An 18,208-nucleotide genomic window follows, 5' to 3' on the forward strand; every position below is an offset into this window, starting at 1 on the left:
CCGAGCCTTAAATGGCGATGTAGCTCAGCTGGTTAGAGCGCACGACTCATAATCGTGAGGTCAAGAGTTCAAGTCTCTTCATCGCCACCATATTTAAAAAGCCAATCCTTTGCGGTTGGCTTTTTTTTGCCTATAATTTTTATCTACAACTCTCGCAACAGTGGTAGAACTCTCTTAATTATCTAAATAACTACCTAAACGGCTCACCTCATCGATTTAGCAACGCTAATGAATGCTTATAGAATCAGCAACTTATCTACTCATTCACAGATTAATTGTTGTAACTTAGGCACCATTTACTTATCATGGGAGCTGTTTTTATAAGGTCTTGTGAATTCATGTCCGTACAGCTGCCTCCTTATCGTCCTGTCAAGCACCGTAGCGGACTCAAAGTTATGGGTGCCGCCTTTCACGCTTTGATTATGCGTGAGCTACAGACTCGTTTTGGTGGCTATCGATTAGGGTACCTATGGGCGCCGCTAGAAGTTCTTTTTCAAGTACTAATCTTCTTAGTTATTTTCGGTGTCATCATAGAACGCGCTTTACCAGGAATGAGCTTTCCATTGTTTTTAGTTACTGGAATGGTACCTTTTCGAATGTTTCAAACCATTTCTACTAGAGCTTTAGGAGCGGTTGAAGCTAATCAAGGGTTGTTAATGTATCGCTCGATAAGACATATCGATGTCATTATTGCTCGCTCAACATTAGAGCTCATTATTTATTTTATTACTTTAGTTATATTATTAATTGGGTTAGCTTTTTTTGGCGACTATGCAAGTTTAGCCAATTTGCATATTGTGATTTTCTGCTGGATTACCTTGTTTTTATTCAGCTTTGGTGTCGCTTTAATTATGATGGTTGTCGGCTTCTATGGAGGAGAGATCAGTAAAGTTATCTCTATATTATTTACTATACTTTATTTTGCTTCTGGGATTATCTACCCGATCCATATCATTCCGGAGCCTTATTTTAGCTATTTACTGTACAACCCTTTTATTCATAATATTGAGCTCATGCGCCATGCTTTTGCGCCAAATTATCCCGCTTATCATATCGATATTACTTACTTTTTAAAATGGATGGTTGGGGTTAATTTTTTAGGTTTGCTTTTGTATAAAGCGGTGGAAAGAGACTTAATTAGATCAAAATAATGGCTTTAGATTTTGACAAGTGTTTTTATTTAATGGTTATCTAAAGAAGTGGTAAATGAATGATTGAAATTAAGAATATCTCTAAGTCATTTATGACCAAGCAAGGCCGGCATTATTTATTTAAAGACTTAAACCTGACCATAGGTGATAAACAAAACGTAGGCTTGCTTGGTCGTAACGGTGCCGGCAAATCGACTTTACTACGCATCATTTGCGGTCTTGATCAGCCGGATAGTGGCGAGATTATCACCGATTCGACGATCTCTTGGCCAGTAGGAGTCGCGGGCGGCTTCCAAGGCAGCTTAACTGGACGACAGAATGTTCGCTTTGTCTGCCGTCTTTATTCAAGCGGCGCTTATATTGATGAAAAAATTCGCTTTGTCGAAGAGTTTGCAGACATTGGTAATTATTTCGATATGCCAGTGAAGAGCTATTCTTCAGGAATGAAAGCGCGCCTGACTTTTGGCTTAAGCCTAGCCTTTGACTTTGATTATTATATGCTTGATGAAGCTGGTGCGGTAGGTGATGCCGCCTTTCGTAAGCGTAGCGAAGAGATTTTGGCAGCTCGCCGTGCACAAGCAGGGTTTTTGGTAGTGTCGCATAATATCAGTGACATCAAGCGTAATTGCGATGTTGGTATCGTACTAATGGATCAAACGGCACACGTGTTTGACAATACAGAAGAAGCGATTGAAGTTTATGAAAAGCATGTCCACAAAGCGAAAAAATAAGATCATTGACTTCTCGCTGTTTATCGGCTTGGTTATCTTGCCTTGGGTAATAGTGATCTTTTATGTTATGACCTTAGCGCATCCTCGTTTTATCTCAACTTCTGATGTGGTGGTCAAACAGGTAAGCGATACTAATGTTCCTGCTGGTGGTGGTCTATCGGCTTTGTTAGGCGTCAATAGCACTAGTAAGGAAGACGCCACTTATCTGACTGAATATATTTTATCTAACGATATGGTGAAGCGCCTTGATAGTACTTTCAAGTTCCGCGAAGCTTATCATGTTGATGGATCAGATCCGCTCAACGAGATTGACCCTGATGCTACGCAAGAAGAGTTGCTTAAGTATTTTAAAAAACGCGTGCATATTAATCTTGATGAGCAAAGCTACATTCTCTCCGTATCGACTGAAGCTTTTCAGTCAGAGTATGCGTTTGAGCTAAATCAAGCGATTTTGGCCGAGTCTGAGCAGTTTGTGAATCGTATTTCACAAGAAATCGCGCGCGATCAATTGTCTTTTGCTGAAACTCAGCTCAGTGAGTCAGAAGATCGTTTAAATGAAGCCAAAGAGCAACTGCTGAACTATCAAAATACCAATGAGATCTTTGATCCGCAAGCCAATGCACAAATCGTGAATCAGCTGATTGGTAGTTTGCAGGCGCAGCTCAGCTCTTTGCGCACTGAAGAGCGACAATTACTAAGCTACTTGAATCCAGACGCCCCGCAGGTGGTGTCATTGAGAAGTCAGATTAAAGCGGTTGAAGAACAAATCGCTCAAGAGCAAACGAAACTTACCTCACCCAACACTACTAAGCTAAACCGTCAAGCGGTACAGTTTGAGACGATTAAAGCCGATGTCGATTTTGCCACTGAGCTTTATAGGCTATCGTTATCGTCGCTAGAAAAGGCGCGACTCGAAGCCTTTAAAAAGATGAAAAATCTAATTGTTATCTCAACCCCTTACGAGGCTGAAGAGGCTACTTATCCTCGCCATCTGTACATCATTTGGACCTCACTAGCCTTATTACTGATGTTCTATGGTTTTGTACGTTTGGTCATGGCTGTTGTGCGCGACCATCGCAGTTAGATATTGATAACTTTGCGCTCAGCTTTTAGCTATTATTTGAGATGGCAAGTTTAGTGCCCTCATGCGTTTATAAATGAAACATTAGATACTGGTATGATCGGCATATCAGCAAAGGAATACAGCTCATGAATACCAAACCTCGTCGTATCGTTATCTTGATTAAGATCATCAGCTTAACCATGGCGGCAACTAGCATTCCAGCGCTCGCAGCGACGAGCTACGCCGATCAGATATCAGGGAGTAGCTTTGGTACTAACGCAAACAACATGAGCCAAGACCAAAATCGTAATAATATTAATGTCGCAACCCAAGCCTTTGCAGGCGGTGTTCCGGGTCAAGGAACCGCGCAAGAAGCGGTCGCAGCGTCAAGCTTACCTAGTCAGTCGGTCATTAACACCACGCGTCCTTATCAAGATATCAATACGCAAGACCAGATGTTTGGTGAGCAATTATTCCGCGGTGCTTTTTCGACCACTTCTGGTTCGACCTTCAACGACAGCTACGTTATTAACCCCGGCGACAATGTACAAGTCCGGATGTGGGGCGCTTATCAGTTTGCCTCAACTATGACCGTTGATCCGCAAGGGAATATATTTTTGCCAAATGTTGGGCCTGTGCGTATCTCAGGGGTGCAAAATGGCAATCTACAAAACGTCGTCAAAAGCGCGGTAAACCGTATTTATCGCTCTAATGTTGGTGTTTATGCTTCATTAGAACAAGCACAGCCGGTTAAAGTTTTTGTTACCGGTTTTGTTAAGCAGCCAGGCTACTATGGTGGACTGGCAGCTGATTCTGTGCTGTCCTATTTAGACCGTGCTGGCGGCGTTGATCCTACCCGTGGTAGCTACATCGACATCCAAATCAAACGTGATGGTCAGCTACTGCAACAAGTCAATCTCTACGATTTTTTATTAGCGGGTAAATTGCAGCCTTTCGCCTTTCGCGACGGTGATGTGATTACGGTCGCGCCGCAGAAAAAGACTTTTGGAGTCGGCGGTCAGGTCCAAAACGAATATACTTTCGAATTTGATGTTAATAACTTGACGATTGGCGATGTGTTACAAGTGGCCAATCCAGCAGCCAATGCGACTAATGTTAGTATCACTCGTAGCGCTGGCCGAGCGCAGACGGCAGAGTATTATAGTCTTGCTGAAGCGCAAAACGTGCCAGTCTATAACGGCGATCAGATGGTTGTAACCTCAGATCGCTACGCTGGAACTATTGCGGTACAAATTCAAGGCGCGCACACCGGTAATGGAGCGATGGTGGTGCCTTATGGTGCGCGTCTCAAAGACATCGTACCGCAGTTGCAACCAAGTCCATTAGCGAAACTGACGCACTTGACGATTTACCGTGAGTCAGTAGCTGAGCAGCAAAAACGCATGATTAATGAGTCGCTTGATCGCTTAGAAGAGCTAACACTCGCCACGCAATCGACGACGCGTGAAGAGGCGGCGCTACGCCAAGATGATGCCGCTTTGGTCAAACAGTTTGTAGCAAAAGCGCGAAATGTAAAGCCTGATGGTCAAATCGTTGTGGTGCCAAACTCATGGCAAGACATTATTCTGCAGCAAGGCGATGTCATTGAAATCCCCGCGCAGACGTCTGTGATTACTGTCAATGGTCAAGTACGCGCGCAAGGTGCGCTTACCTTTAACCCTGATTATACGGTTGGCGATTATGTGGCCAATTCAGGCGGATTTGGTGATAATGCTGACACCAAAGAGATTTTAGTTATTCATCAAAACGGCGCCAGCGAAGTGGTAAATACCGCCTATCGTATTCAGCAAGGCGATGAGATTATGGTGCTGCCAAAGGTTAAGACCAAACGGGTAGAGATTGCACGCGGACTGTCGCAGATTTTCTATCAGTTGGCCATCGCTGCCAAAGTGGTTTTGGACTTATAATAGAGTCTTAATGTGTGCTTAGGGTTTAGCAACTATTTAAGCTTTAGAGAGTAAGGTGTAAGGCGTTATAATCGATTAGGTAGGGTAAAATGGCAAAAAAAAGAGCAGATAAAGAGCAGATACAAGCTAAGAAAAATAAGCTTGACTCATTATCTGACGATGTCTTACAGCCATTTTATGCTGCAGCCGTCACGCCAACTTTTGCTGTGATAGGCAAAGGCATTAAGCGTAATAACCGACTATTACCGCATATTCTGCAGGCTGATATTCAGCGCTGGTATCCTTGGTCGCGCATGGGGTTAAAAGTCCAAAAAGCTCTTAACTTAAGTACTACTCGTCCCGACGCTTTTATCGGTTGGGGCCATAAGAAAAGCTACCAGCGTGCCAATAAAGCTGCGAAGCATCAGCAGCTCGCTACTTTGAGTGTTGAAGATGGATTTCTGCGTTCTCTAGAATCAGGGATTCATAGTCGTCAGGCATTAAGCGTGGTAGTTGATGATTTGGGTATATATTTTGACTCAAATTATGAGTCGCGCCTTGAGCAATACATCCTGAAGCGAACGACAACAACGACAAGCTGCGCGCAAGCTGCATCCGAGAACTTACATGCTGAGCGCTTAATGGCGCGTATCTGTAATGAGCAGTTAAGCAAATATAATGCAGTGATTGATTGTCCTTCGCTGGATGAAATTATTACCAAAGACAACAGTAACGACAGCCGCGCTTTAAACTCACATGTACTCTTAATCGATCAAGTAAAAGGCGATGCTTCTATCAAAGGCGCTGGCGCGGATAAACAGCAATTTAAACGCATGCTAAAAATAGCCCGCCGCACCCATCCAAATGCTCATATTTGGATAAAAGCTCATCCTGCAAGCAGCGATGGCTATCTGACTTCCTTTAACTTACCCAAAAACGTCCGTATTCTCAAACAGGCGCTCAATCCTATAGCGTTATTGGCGCAAGCGGACCACGTCTATACGATCAGCTCGCATATGGGATTTGAAGCTTTGATGTTAGGTAAGACAGTGCACTGTTTTGGTGTGAGCTGGTACAGTGGCTGGGGCGTTACCGATGATAGCGGCGCCCCTCAGCAGCTATTAAACAAAACGATTTTACGTCGAAAACGGCAGCTTGAGAATCTTAAACCATCTATAGAGAGTAAATACTTAGCAAAGCCCTCTTTTTATCAGCGTAGCAAAAGTAGACTGCCGCCCATAAAGAAAAAGTCGACAGCCGTTATCGAGGCCAGCTTAGCCACTTTATTTTATAGTGCTTATATCGACTACAGCTATTATGCCGATCCAGTGACTAAACAGGCTTGCGATATTGATACCGCGATTGATTGGTTAGCGACCAATCGGTACTGGTCATTGCGCCTTGAGGGAAGTCTGACGGTTTATGAGTTTAGCCGCTGGAAGCTGCCTTTTGTCAGAGCTTTTATCGACTTGCCGCGTACCTCATTATTTATTAAGCCTAAGCCTAGATTAAAAAACTTGCTGCATCCTGATCATTTTCGCGCAGACTACCGACAACCTTTGTTGGTTTGGGGCTTAGCCAAGCGTCAGCAGCTAGAGGTCAAGCTAAAAAAGAGTAAATTAAAAAGAGGTCAGCTTAAAGACTACTCCCGCAACCACGCTTCAAATAAGCCTGATTTATCTACAGTTGCACCGCCTATTTATACTATGGAAGATGGCTTTATCCGCTCCAATGGTTTAGGAGCCACTTTATTAGCGCCTTTATCGGTAGTGGTGGATAAACTAGGTATCTATTACGATGCTACTCAGCCATCTGATTTAGAGGTATTACTACGCGACTGTCAGCCTTTAAGCACTAAACAGCTACAACGAATTGAGCAGCTTCGCAACAAGCTATTGACTCAGCGCGTCAGTAAATACAATGTGGGCAGTCGTGCTGTTGATAGCCAAAATACTAATAATCAAAATACTAACACCCTTGCTAAAAGCAATCATAAAATCAGCGGTAATTCAAAAATATCATGGCTGAGCGCGGCGCAAGCAACCAATAAAACTCGCCTTTTGATCGTCGGTCAAGTCGAAGACGATCTGTCGGTACAGTATTGCGGCTCGGCGATCAAAACCAATAGCGATTTGATCGAGCGTGTCCGCCAAGATCATCCAGATGCTTATCTCATTTATAAGCCGCACCCCGATGTTGAAGCTGGCCTACGCCGCGGTCAAGTAGCAGCTAAGATATTGCAGCAAGTAGATGCTGTTGCACATGATACCGCGATGCCTGACTGCTTAGCACAGGTGGATGAGGTACATACTATTAGCTCTTTAACTGGGTTTGAGGCGCTGTTACGCGATTTGGCTGTCGTTTGTTATGGGCTTCCTTTTTACGCCGGCTGGGGACTCACCGTCGATGCCGATGCAGATCTGTACCCAAAAGTGCTGTATATACAGCGCCGTCAACGAAAAACTCCCTTGACGCTTGAGCAGCTAATACAGTGCACCTTGATAGCGTACCCTTTATATCGCTTACCGGAAGGTTACGGCTTAGCGCAGGTAGAGCAGGTGGTCGACTATTTGTATCCTTCGATTGATTCTGATATTGCTACTTCCTCAAATAGCGGTGCAGCCCAGCCTCCATTATCTATCACTAAATCTAAGCTGGCTAAGAAGATACAGTCAGTAAAACGGCAAGCGGCTACTCACTTTATGCAGCAGCGCCATCAGCTAAAACAGCTTTTACAAAAGCCAAGTGAATAAAGAAGGGCGTGTTTTTAGCTCATTTTAGTTTGCTTTTAAATAATATCTAATCAATCAGTTGAGCCATTATTTGTAAATCCATTATAACAAGCAGGGGTTTTTTAGGTATAATTCGACTGTAGATTGAACTTTTCTAACTTTTAAATTGACACTTTTAAGCTGGTTTTACAACTTCTATTCTCCTTACTTACTCTCTTTCATTAACGGTAATAAAATTATGGCAGCATCGATGCATCATCTGCTCACCCATCGACACGTCTTATTATTACAAGGAAAGATGGGCGGGTTTTTCAGTCGCTTTGCTACCTTTTTGAAGAGCCAAGATATTGCGGTCAGTAAGGTCAATTTTAATGCAGGTGATGCTTTTTTTTATCGACAAGATCAGGCTTATGATTATACTGGCACCTTGGCGCAGTTCTCTTCTTGGCTACAGTCCTTTATTGCCGAGCATTCGATTGATGCTATTGTTTGTTTCGGGGATTGCCGTCCACATCATACGCAAGCGGCGTGCTTGAGCGAGCAGTTGGGTATATCGTTTTTCGTTTTTGAAGAAGGCTATCTACGCCCTGACTATATCACTTTACAAGAGCATGGCATCAATGGCTATTCGCGTCTCAATATTGCTGATATCAAAGCTTTAAAAAAAGCCAACGATTATCCTTTGTATACCCATAATCGTTTTTATCGGCTGAGTATCGCCGCTATTGTTTATTATGTTGTGACACGACTTTATAAGTCACGCTATCCCCATTATTCTCATTATCGCGGTATGACTGCCTGGCAAGAAGCGATAGCTTGGCTAAAAGCGCCGTGGCGTAAATTTCGAGACTACTTGCCAGATAAGCGTTTACAGCAGCAGCTAGTGACCCAAGCGGACAAGAATTTTTTTTTAGTCAGCTTACAAGTCCATAATGATTCACAGATCACGCATCATAGTAACTATCGCGATGTGGTGCAGTTTATTGAAAACACTCTAGCAAGCTTTGCCGCTTATGCCGATAAGTCTCAGTGGTTGGTGTTCAAACATCACCCATTAGACCGAGGCCACCGTGATTATCGTGAGCTCGTCGAAAAATTAGCTGCGCGGTATCAGCTTGAGTCGCGAGTGTTTTATGGCTGCGATATGCATCTGCCTACGCTGATGAAGCATAGCATCGGTATGGTCACTATCAATAGCACGACAGGCTTGCAGTCGGTTTATCATAAAAAACCAACCAAAGTGATGGGGCGCGCTATCTACGATACTCCGAAGCTTACCGATGTAAAACCGCTCGATGCTTTTTGGCAACAACCAAAGACGCCAGATAATGAGTTTTATTTGCGCTTTCGCGAGTATCTAATCGAGCAAACCCAGTTAAATGGCTCGTTCTATGGCAAATCGCCTTGGATGTATAAGTTTTTGCAGCATCCAGAACATAACGACGTTGAGATTGAAGCCAGTAAATAATGTTGCTAGCCAAGACCAAAAATGTCAGTTAGTACGCTTACCACTTTAAAACACTGCAGTTTTGCAGCCTAATTAGTAAAGCGGCGCTCAAAAAACTAGCGCTGCGTTTGTCTTTGTTATCCTCGCCTTTATCTTGAGTTATAAATCAATTGCTTGCCAACGAAATCGCCTTACTTTATAGCCAAAAACTGCTAGAATACGCACACAAGCTTCTCTCTAGCTCTCAGTAAATATATTAAGGCAATTTAGAATAAACACTTAGAGTAAACATAGTGTTACTGAGATAACCACTAGCAAGACAAGTTTAATCAACATACTCTATCACCTCTTATTTAGTAGGCGCTTTGTGACTGCATTAGCCAATATTCGTAATTTTTCTATCATTGCCCACATTGATCATGGCAAGTCGACCCTTGCCGATCGTTTCATTCAGATGTGCGGTGCACTGCAAGATCGTGAGATGCAGGCGCAAGTGCTTGACTCTATGGACATCGAGCGTGAGCGCGGTATCACGATTAAAGCGCAGTCGGTTACTTTGTTTTATGACCACCCAAATGGTGAGCGCTATCAGCTAAACTTTATTGATACGCCAGGTCACGTTGACTTTTCTTACGAAGTGTCACGCTCACTCGCCGCTTGTGAAGGGGCGCTGTTAGTCGTTGATGCAGCGCAAGGCGTCGAAGCGCAGTCAGTGGCCAACTGCTATACCGCTGTTGACTTAGGCCTAGAGGTGATGGCGGTACTGAATAAAATTGACTTACCCCAAGTTGAACCTGAGCGTGTGATTCAAGAGATTGAAGACATTATTGGTATTGAAGCCATGGATGCGCCGCGCGTATCAGCCAAATCAGGACTTGGCGTTGATAAACTATTAGAAGCTTTGGTGGAAGTTATTCCAGCGCCAACCGGTGACCGTGAGGCACCGCTACAAGCGCTTATTATTGACTCATGGTTTGATAGTTATTTGGGCGTAGTGTCATTAGTCAGAGTCCGTGAAGGTACAGTGCGTAAAGGGGATAAGATTTATATTAAATCGACCCAAGAGGCACATCCGGTTAGCTCAATTGGTGTGTTTACACCTAAACCTTTAGATACCGGTATTTTAGAAGCGGGTGAAGTTGGCTTTATTATCGCGGGTATTAAAGACATTGCTGGTGCGCCAGTTGGTGATACGATTACACTTGCCAAGACGCCCGACGTGGATCGCATTCCAGGTTTTAAGCAAATTACTCCGCAGGTGTATTCGGGTATGTTCCCCGTTGACGCCAATGATTTTGAAAAATTCCGTGAAGCGCTACAAAAGCTGCAAATTAACGACGCTTCGCTATTTTTTGAGCCCGATACTTCTGATGCGCTAGGTTTTGGCTTTCGCTGCGGCTTCTTAGGTATGCTGCATATGGAGATTATCCAAGAGCGCCTTGAGCGCGAATATGATTTGGATCTAATCACTACCGCGCCTTCGGTTATTTATGAGATAGAAAAGAAAGATGGTGAGGTGATCTATGTCGATAACCCATCGCATCTACCTGAACCCAATAATATCGAAGAGTTTCGTGAGCCAATAGCGCGTTGTCAGATTTTAGTGCCGCAAGAGTACTTAGGTAACGTCATGACGCTATGCATCGAGCGCCGAGGCGTGCAGGTCGATATGCGTTTTATGGGCCGTCAAGTGCAGCTAATATTCGATATTCCTATGGGTGAAGTGGTCATGGATTTCTTTGATCGCCTCAAGTCGGTATCGCGTGGTTTTGCTTCACTAGATTATAACTTTGAGCGCTATCAAGTCGATAAACTAGTCAAAGTTGATGTATTGATTAACGGTGATAAAGTCGATGCGCTAGCGATGATTGTCCATCAAGATCAGGCGCGTTTCCGTGGTAATCAGCTAGTGACTAAGATGAAAGAGTTGATTCCGCGGCAGATGTTCGATGTCGCTATTCAAGCCGCGATTGGCAGTCAGATTATTGGTCGTAGTACGGTCAAAGCTATGCGTAAAGATGTTTTAGCTAAGTGTTACGGCGGCGATGTATCGCGTAAGAAAAAGCTATTATCTAAGCAAAAAGCGGGTAAAAAGCGTATGAAGCAAGTAGGTAATGTGGAGATTCCACAAGAAGCCTTCTTAGCGGTATTACAGGTCGATAGTTAATAAATCGTAAACGATAGCGATGGTTTTATATTAGGATAATTGCGGTCTGTGACCGGTTTCAAGCATGAGTCATTTTTTGATAGCTGAAGGGCACTTTGATGGATTTTGATTTTAACTTAATTTTAGTGCCACTAACTCTAGGTTTAGGGCTAATTTGGCTATTAGATAAACTGGCTTTGAAGCAGCGAAAAACGCGTGGCCCCGGCCAAGAAAATCTACTAGTGCGCTGGGCCTATGATTTTTTTCCAGTATTAGCAGTGGTATTGATCGTACGCTCGTTTTTGATTGAGCCATTCAATATTCCATCCTCCTCTATGGTGCCGACACTATATACTGGCGACTTTATTGCGGTAAATAAGTTCGCTTATGGCGTGCGCTTGCCATTAACTTATAGTAAAGTTATTGATACAGGTGATCCTGAACATGGCGATGTCGCTGTGTTTCGTTATCCTGAAAATCCAAGTGTGCACTATATTAAGCGCGTTATTGGCTTGCCGGGTGATACGGTCAGCTATGATAATGGTACCCTTGCCATCAATGGCACAGACATAAAAACAGAGTCTGTTGACTATGCTGCCAATTCCGAATTGACCTCACAGCTGTATTCAGCGGGACAGATTGCCCCAGGCCAAGCGCTATCTGATGCTGAAGCGATGAGAATGGGACAGTTAGAAGAAGAGCAAGCGGAGTATTTCAAAGAAATTCAAGGTGAGCATGAACACATGGTTCGCTACTTAAAAGGCATGAATAGCTCACAATATGCGCCTTTTCTACAGCAGCAAGCATCAGAGGTGATAAGCTCAGCTGGGAATAAGTGGAGCATCACGGTTCCTGAGAATGAATATTTTGTCATGGGTGATAATCGTGACCGCAGCTTAGATGGCCGTTTTTGGGGGTTTGTGCCTGACGAGAACTTAGCCGGTAAGGCCGTTTATATTTGGATGCATAAAGCGCCCGGCCTAAGTATGCCGACTTTTGATCGCAATGGTTCGATCGACTAATGATGCCAGCTTACATAGGAAGCGTAAGGATGAAGCAAAACAGTTTATCTGCACAGCGCGGCGCTAGTGTGACTAGTATTATTTTGTTATTAATCGTTATTGTCATAGCAGGTAAGCTAACGATAGCTATCGTGCCCGCACAAGTGGGCGACTATCAATTGACAGAGCTATTAGCGACGCAGTTAAAAGAGGCTAATGCTAATAACGAGACGTCTAGTCAATATATTGAACGAGTCAACAGACAGCTCAATATCAACGCTTACTACGACACTAACGCCCAAGATATCTTTACGTTTACTAATAAAAAAACAGGACAATTGGCGATTTATAAAGATTACCAAGAGACCAATAACTTTTTTGCGAACGTCGATATCGTTAATCGCTTTGAGGGCGATATCGATGCAACTTCAGCAGAATAAAAAATGATTAAGCTGCTATATTAATACGATAAAAGGATAGCCAAAAGCCACGCATGAAATCAAATCCACCGCAGCATAAAGCAAAGCCTGTGCCTGCTAGTCACAAAAAAAGCACTGCTACTGACGCGCTAATATTAACCCCAAGTTTTATTCAGGGCTTAGGAGTGCTGACACGCAAGCTGGGGTATGTTTTTAATGATCTCAGCTTGCCCAAGCTCGCTTTGACCCATCGCTCTTTTGATAGTAAAACAAACTATGAGCGCTTGGAGTTCTTAGGGGATGCGCTGCTCGGAATGATCGTTGGAGAAGCTTTATATCATCGTTATCCTACGCAAAATGAAGGGCGCCTGACTCGTATGCGCGCGACTTTGGTCCGTCAAGAATCACTAGTCATCATAGCGCAAAACCTTGAGCTGTCTAATCATCTCATTTTAGGCGTTGGCGAGCGTAAGGGAGGGGGGCGTAACCGAGCTTCTATTTTAGCCGACGCGGTAGAGTCGTTAATAGGAGCGATATATCTCGACAGTCAAGATATCAACATTACCCGTAATTGCGTATTGGCTTGGTATGGTGATTTGATAGAAAACGTTAATGAACAAAAAGTGCTAAAAGATGCTAAAAGCCGCCTGCAAGAATGGCTGCAATCTAAGCAGTTCGAGCTTCCGGTTTATGAATTAATAGAAACTCGTGGTAATGCCCCGCATCAGATCTTCGTCGTGCGCTGTCAGGTGAGCATCAGTCAGTGTCCTGATGTGACTGAGTCTGGCGAGAGTCGCCGAATCGCTGAACAAAAAGCGGCTGAGCTGATGATCAATCAGCTGCACAAACTCCCAAATGCCATAAAAAAACGCCCTTAAGATTAACCGTATTCTTATCCTTTTATAACTATCATTAAAATATCAATGCCTTTACTATAAAAGTCATTACTTTAACCTTAAAGATAAAGCCAATAATATGAGCCAAAATAACGAAACTGAGCCAAACATCGAAACCAACTTGCCTAAAAGTAGTCGAATAATAGGCGAGTCCTTAGCGGCTGTGCAACCAGAAACGGTTAATGATGCTCCTGACAACAGCGCTCAGGAACAAAGTACTACTGAAAATGACGATGCCATCGATAGCTTTTTTTCAGAAAATAGCAATCACAACGTTACAGAAAATTTTAAAGCTGGGTATGTGGCTATTGTTGGACGCCCAAATGTAGGTAAGTCGACGCTGATGAACCATCTTTTGGGTCAAAAGCTCTCTATTACGTCGCGCAAACCGCAGACGACTCGCCACCGTATTCACGGTATTTTGAGTACCAATGAGATGCAGGCGGTGTTTGTTGATACGCCCGGCATTCATCATAATGAAGTGCGCGCGATCAATGAGCGCATGAATAAAGCGGCATTATCCGCACTAGTCGATGTGGATCTAGTGCTGTTTGTCGTCGATTCAGACCAGTGGCGTGAAGATGATTTATTGACGTTACAAAAATTAGGTGAAACCGACCTAACTGTTGTGCTCATTATCAATAAAGCCGACACCCTAAAAGATAAAGGCGTGATGTTGCCATTGATCGAAACGTTCAATGAAAGCTTTGATTTTGCTGATATCGTGCCGGTTTCTGCTTTAAAGAGTCAGAATCTCGACCGTTTGCAAGAGGTTATCGCTTCGCATTTACCAGTAGCTGATCCGATTTATGATCTTGAACAAATCACCGATCGCTCAGAGCGCTTCTTAGCCAGTGAAATCATCCGCGAAAAAATAATGCGTAGCGCCGGTGACGAAGTGCCTTATGATCTCACGGTACAAATTGATGGCTTTAAAGACGAAGCGGCGCATAAAGATCCTAAAACCGGGCGTCCACGCAAAGCTATGACCTTTATCGATGCCACTATTTTCGTCGAACGTAGCGGTCAAAAGGCTATCGTTATCGGCGAAAAAGGCCAACGGATTAAACAAGTCGGTATCGACGCTCGTAAAGATATGGAGCTACTGTTTGGTAAAAAAGTCATGCTGACGCTTTGGGTCAAAGTCAAACGCGGTTGGTCAGATGATGAGCGCGCCTTGACCAGCCTGGGTTATTAATAAAAGCGGTCACTCAAGTGACATCCTAATTGACGCTGAGGTAATAATAAATGCGCAATGAAGCATTAGTCGGTTATTTATTACATCAGCGCTCCTACCAAGAAAAGCGCGCGATCTACTACCTCTTTTCTCAGCAGCATGGCGTGGTGCATGGTATTGGTAAAAAAGGCGCTCCGCTATTTGAACCACTGCAGCTGTTTGCCACCGGTAAGCGCGATCTAAAAACCTTCACCCAAATCACTATCAGCCAGTTTGATAGCGTGCGAGAAAATGAGCAACACGCTATTCAAACAGACCGCTCATCAACAGCAAACCATAACCAACATTATGGTCAAATCCGCGGTCAGCAGCAGTACGCAGCTTTATATCTTAACGAGATATTATGGAAATTGCTCCCTAGCGAAGATCCTATGCCGGTGCTATGGCAACACTATCAAGATAGTTTAAATTTGCTTAAACAGCCCTTAACAGCTGATGAGCTACGCCTATGCCTACGCCAGTTTGAGCGGCACTTATTTAAGGAATTAGGCTTTGCGCTGAGCTTAACTAAGGATAGTAGCTTAGAAGCTATCGAGGCAGATACAACTTATCGGTTTTTAGCCGATACCGGCTTTATGCCAGTGATAGCAGAAGCATCAGTAGAGCTTTCTTCTTCAGCCGCAGCCTTGTTCAGTGGGCAAGAAATACTGTCGATGACTCAGCGTGGTATCGTAAGCGCGACTCTGAACTCATGGTCGCGCCTACATCGTCAGCTTATTGACCAGCTGCTTGACTATCAGCCGCTACAAAGCCGTTTGCTTTGGCAACAACAACAGCGCTATCAATAGCGATTCTTGAATCACTCAAACGATAAATGACTAACAACCAGTCGGATGAGCGGCATCGGGTTTGTATTTAACGATACCGCCTTGATTAAAAGATATTTGATATTTGCTTTGGTTGTAGCTAGAGGTGGGACAGTATTTGATATGACCAAAAAATCCACGAGGCTTACCGCTATCTCCCCAAAACTTAATGTAATGCCGATTACCAGCTCGCAGTTGTAGCCGTGCATATCTAGGAGACAATCGCTGTTCCTGTAATAGCTCATCAGTGGAAATATCGAAGTGCTGATTATCATTGTGATCAAAGAACAGCAGTATCGCCTTATTGCTATTTTTATGACAACGACCCGCTGAATCTGATAAACAAATAATTAAATTTTGCCGTCTCAGATAGCTCTCCGTTTTTGCAGTAGCCAACATAGAGCTTATGCCATATCTGATCCGCTTAGATTCCATGCTAGCTAATTGGCTTAATATAGACGGTGCGGCAATGATGGCTAGTATCGCTAAAATACAGACAGTCACGACAAGCTCTACTAAGGTAAAACCCTCGTTACGTCTAAACCGAGCTGGACGTTGATGAATAGTACAATTAAGAGTAAATGCTATAAATAATATACAAGTAAATATTATTAAAAACGAATATACGGACAGCGGATAATTTAAAGATAGCATAATTTTTTACCGCCCTAGGCTGATTGGTAATGGAATGCGGTATACAGTAAATCCTAAATAAAAAGTACGGCCTACAGCACACTGCTATAAATATTAATGTTAGTAAGTGAAATAATGTTCACTATTGTATATAAGCAGAATATAGCCCAACTGTCAAAAAATGTTTCAATTAGTGAATCTAGGGTTTTATGGATAGAGAAAAGCATAAGGATGTACTAGAATGCTTGGATACAACAAACAAAGAAGTTGATATTCTTTAGGTAGGTTTAGTAACCATAAGTCTAAAGTCAAAAACAAAAAGACTTGGGTTGGGTTAGTTAGTATCAGGAATGTATCTAGAGTTTGTTCTAATTACCCTATTATCATGTAATAATGTGTAGCTGCCTGATAAAAAAAGTTGTAAACTGAATTAATAATCGCTAAGCTACTTCCTAATTACTTTTGTTGTATAATGACACATTCGTGATAGGTGTGTATTTAACATATCTTAGGAAGTGGTATTACTTGATTTATCACTTAAATTATCCTTTGGAGGAAGCCCATGAAATTGAATAAAATCGCTCTGGCTCTTGTTGCTGTAGCAGCTACGCCACTAGTAGCTAACGCTGGTGTTACTATCAGCCCACTATTACTAGGTTATCATTTCACTGAAGATTTCAGTGATACTGCTGATAAGCAACGTGAAATCCTGCGTACTGGTAAGAACCTATACCAAGACGCTAACGGCAACCAAATCGGTGATGGTAGCCGTGGTAACAGCAACGGCGGCGTCGCTAAAGAAAGCGGCCTATACACTGGTGCGGCTCTAGGTATCGAACTGACTCCTTCTACTCAGTTCCAAGTAGAGTATGGTGTTTCTAACACTAACGGCGAAGCTTCAGAAGATTCAGCTGATGCAGGCATCAACCGCTTCGACGTTGAACAAGAAATGATTTCTGGTAACTTCCTAGTCGGTCTAGAAGAGTTCACTGGTTACACTGAAAACGCATTTAAGCCATATATGCTAATCGGTGCTGGTCAATCTAGAATCGAAGTAGAGAACCAAGAAGCTTACACTGCAACAGGTAACGCTCAAGGTACGACAACTGGTCAACAAGTTGATGCTGGTACTGAAGTTGCTAGCTCTAAAGACACCATTGGTAACTTAGGTCTAGGTGCTATGTACCGCATCAATGACGCTATCAGCCTACGTGGTGAAGCTCGTGCTATCCATAACTTCGACAACAACTGGTGGGAAGGCATGGCCTTGGCTGGTTTAGAAGTTGTACTAGGTGGTCACTTGAAGCCTACCGTAGCTGTACCACCAGTCGTAGAGCCTGATGTTTATGTACCACCAGTAGTCGTTGTAGAAGAAGACGTAGACTCTGACGGTGATGGCGTTGTAGACTCACTAGACGCTTGCCCAGGTACGCCAATGAACGTCGTCGTTGACGAACGTGGTTGCCCAATCCCAGTAGATATTACTGACGAATTGAAAATGGAGCTTCGCGTATTCTTTGATAACGATAAGTCTACTATCAAATCACAGTACCAGCCTGAAATCGCTAAAGTAGCTGAGAAGATGCGCGAGTATCCTAACTCTACTGCCCGCGTTGAAGGTCATGCTTCAAAAACTGGCCCATCAGCACGTTACAACCAACGTCTGTCTGAAGCCCGTGCTGTAGCAGTTAAATCTATGTTGACTAACGAGTTCGGTATCGCGCCAAACCGTCTATCAACTGTAGGTTATGGTTATGATCAGCCTATCGCTGATAACGATACTGAAGAAGGTCGTGCTATGAACCGTCGTGTTTATGCCATCATCACTGGTGACAAAACAATGACTGTAGAACAAACCAAAGATATGGTTGTTCAATAAGTAGCAAATTGATACTTTAGTTCTATAAAAAAAAGCCACCTTAAAGGTGGCTTTTTTGTTCCATAAAAAGTAATGATATAAATAACTTATTGCAAAAAAGTATTTGCATTAATGTTATACTAGCCGCCCAAACATTTTGCAAATGGACAAATCATCTACT

14 protein-coding genes and 1 tRNA gene are annotated in these 18,208 nt (G+C 43.3%); 14 read left to right on the forward strand and 1 reads right to left on the reverse strand.

Annotation, left to right across the window (positions count from 1 at the left end; translation table 11 throughout):
- Positions 1-13: 13 nt before the first annotated feature.
- From ACS8FD_RS05835 to recO, 13 genes are all read left to right on the forward strand, one after another.
- Positions 14-90 (forward strand) — tRNA-Met (locus ACS8FD_RS05835).
- 248 nt (positions 91-338) lie between these two features.
- Complete coding sequence (locus tag ACS8FD_RS05840; protein ID WP_439274896.1) at positions 339-1,151, forward strand: ABC transporter permease; 813 nt, start codon at positions 339-341, stop codon at positions 1,149-1,151.
- Between the two features lie 59 nt (positions 1,152-1,210).
- Positions 1,211-1,882: an ABC transporter ATP-binding protein gene (locus ACS8FD_RS05845; RefSeq protein ID WP_439274897.1), complete on the forward strand. Its 672-nt coding sequence runs from the start codon at positions 1,211-1,213 to the stop codon at positions 1,880-1,882.
- Positions 1,860-2,966 carry a capsule biosynthesis protein gene (locus tag ACS8FD_RS05850; protein ID WP_439274898.1) on the forward strand — a complete coding sequence of 369 codons (1,107 nt, stop codon included), beginning with the start codon at positions 1,860-1,862 and terminating at the stop codon, positions 2,964-2,966. Before ACS8FD_RS05845 ends, ACS8FD_RS05850 begins: the two co-directional genes overlap by 23 nt.
- A 125-nt stretch (positions 2,967-3,091) precedes the next feature.
- Positions 3,092-4,873 carry a polysaccharide biosynthesis/export family protein gene (locus ACS8FD_RS05855; protein WP_439274899.1) on the forward strand — a complete coding sequence of 594 codons (1,782 nt, stop codon included), beginning with the start codon at positions 3,092-3,094 and terminating at the stop codon, positions 4,871-4,873.
- Positions 4,874-4,962: 89 nt separating this feature from the next.
- Positions 4,963-7,605 carry a capsular polysaccharide biosynthesis protein gene (locus tag ACS8FD_RS05860; protein WP_439274900.1) on the forward strand — a complete coding sequence of 881 codons (2,643 nt, stop codon included), beginning with the start codon at positions 4,963-4,965 and terminating at the stop codon, positions 7,603-7,605.
- Positions 7,606-7,822: 217 nt separating this feature from the next.
- Complete coding sequence (locus ACS8FD_RS05865) at positions 7,823-9,052, forward strand: capsule biosynthesis protein (protein WP_439274901.1); 1,230 nt, start codon at positions 7,823-7,825, stop codon at positions 9,050-9,052.
- Between the two features lie 346 nt (positions 9,053-9,398).
- On the forward strand, positions 9,399-11,198 hold the full coding sequence (lepA, locus tag ACS8FD_RS05870) for a translation elongation factor 4 (RefSeq protein ID WP_439274902.1): 1,800 nt from the start codon (positions 9,399-9,401) through the stop codon (positions 11,196-11,198).
- A 98-nt stretch (positions 11,199-11,296) separates the two neighbouring features.
- Complete coding sequence (gene lepB, locus ACS8FD_RS05875; protein ID WP_439274903.1) at positions 11,297-12,199, forward strand: signal peptidase I; 903 nt, start codon at positions 11,297-11,299, stop codon at positions 12,197-12,199.
- A 29-nt stretch (positions 12,200-12,228) separates the two neighbouring features.
- Entirely contained in the window at positions 12,229-12,618 is a 390-nt protein-coding gene (locus tag ACS8FD_RS05880) for a DUF4845 domain-containing protein (RefSeq protein WP_439274904.1), read from the forward strand.
- Between the two features lie 53 nt (positions 12,619-12,671).
- Positions 12,672-13,475: a ribonuclease III gene (gene rnc / locus ACS8FD_RS05885; RefSeq protein ID WP_439274905.1), complete on the forward strand. Its 804-nt coding sequence runs from the start codon at positions 12,672-12,674 to the stop codon at positions 13,473-13,475.
- A gap of 97 nt (positions 13,476-13,572) precedes the next feature.
- The gene (gene era, locus ACS8FD_RS05890) at positions 13,573-14,691 is read left to right on the forward strand and encodes a GTPase Era (protein WP_439274906.1); all 1,119 of its coding nucleotides are present in this window, start codon (positions 13,573-13,575) and stop codon (positions 14,689-14,691) included.
- A 50-nt stretch (positions 14,692-14,741) separates the two neighbouring features.
- On the forward strand, positions 14,742-15,518 hold the full coding sequence (gene recO / locus ACS8FD_RS05895; protein ID WP_439274907.1) for a DNA repair protein RecO: 777 nt from the start codon (positions 14,742-14,744) through the stop codon (positions 15,516-15,518).
- A 30-nt stretch (positions 15,519-15,548) separates the two neighbouring features.
- Here the strand turns inward: recO and ACS8FD_RS05900 are convergent, their stop codons facing one another.
- A complete protein-coding gene (locus tag ACS8FD_RS05900; protein ID WP_439274953.1) occupies positions 15,549-16,148 on the reverse strand; it encodes a GspH/FimT family pseudopilin in 600 nt (199 codons plus the stop codon).
- Between the two features lie 583 nt (positions 16,149-16,731).
- On the opposite strand from ACS8FD_RS05900, the gene ACS8FD_RS05905 reads away from it, so the two are divergent.
- Entirely contained in the window at positions 16,732-18,048 is a 1,317-nt protein-coding gene (locus ACS8FD_RS05905; protein WP_439274908.1) for an OmpA family protein, read from the forward strand.
- Positions 18,049-18,208: the final 160 nt, after the last annotated feature.

The organism is Psychrobacter sp. 1U2 (assembly GCF_051847575.1).

Excerpts from the sequence above, each read along its gene's own strand:
- ACS8FD_RS05840 (WP_439274896.1), top strand. The coding sequence starts at position 339 with ATGTCCGTACAGCTGCCTCCTTATCGTCCTGTCAAGCACCGTAGCGGA.
- ACS8FD_RS05845 (WP_439274897.1), top strand. The coding sequence starts at position 1,211 with ATGATTGAAATTAAGAATATCTCTAAGTCATTTATGACCAAGCAAGGC.
- ACS8FD_RS05850 (WP_439274898.1), top strand. The coding sequence starts at position 1,860 with ATGTCCACAAAGCGAAAAAATAAGATCATTGACTTCTCGCTGTTTATC.
- ACS8FD_RS05855 (WP_439274899.1), top strand. The coding sequence starts at position 3,092 with ATGAATACCAAACCTCGTCGTATCGTTATCTTGATTAAGATCATCAGC.
- ACS8FD_RS05860 (WP_439274900.1), top strand. The coding sequence starts at position 4,963 with ATGGCAAAAAAAAGAGCAGATAAAGAGCAGATACAAGCTAAGAAAAAT.
- ACS8FD_RS05865 (WP_439274901.1), top strand. The coding sequence starts at position 7,823 with ATGGCAGCATCGATGCATCATCTGCTCACCCATCGACACGTCTTATTA.
- lepB (WP_439274903.1), top strand. The coding sequence starts at position 11,297 with ATGGATTTTGATTTTAACTTAATTTTAGTGCCACTAACTCTAGGTTTA.
- ACS8FD_RS05880 (WP_439274904.1), top strand. The coding sequence starts at position 12,229 with ATGAAGCAAAACAGTTTATCTGCACAGCGCGGCGCTAGTGTGACTAGT.
- rnc (WP_439274905.1), top strand. The coding sequence starts at position 12,672 with ATGAAATCAAATCCACCGCAGCATAAAGCAAAGCCTGTGCCTGCTAGT.
- era (WP_439274906.1), top strand. The coding sequence starts at position 13,573 with ATGAGCCAAAATAACGAAACTGAGCCAAACATCGAAACCAACTTGCCT.
- recO (WP_439274907.1), top strand. The coding sequence starts at position 14,742 with ATGCGCAATGAAGCATTAGTCGGTTATTTATTACATCAGCGCTCCTAC.
- ACS8FD_RS05905 (WP_439274908.1), top strand. The coding sequence starts at position 16,732 with ATGAAATTGAATAAAATCGCTCTGGCTCTTGTTGCTGTAGCAGCTACG.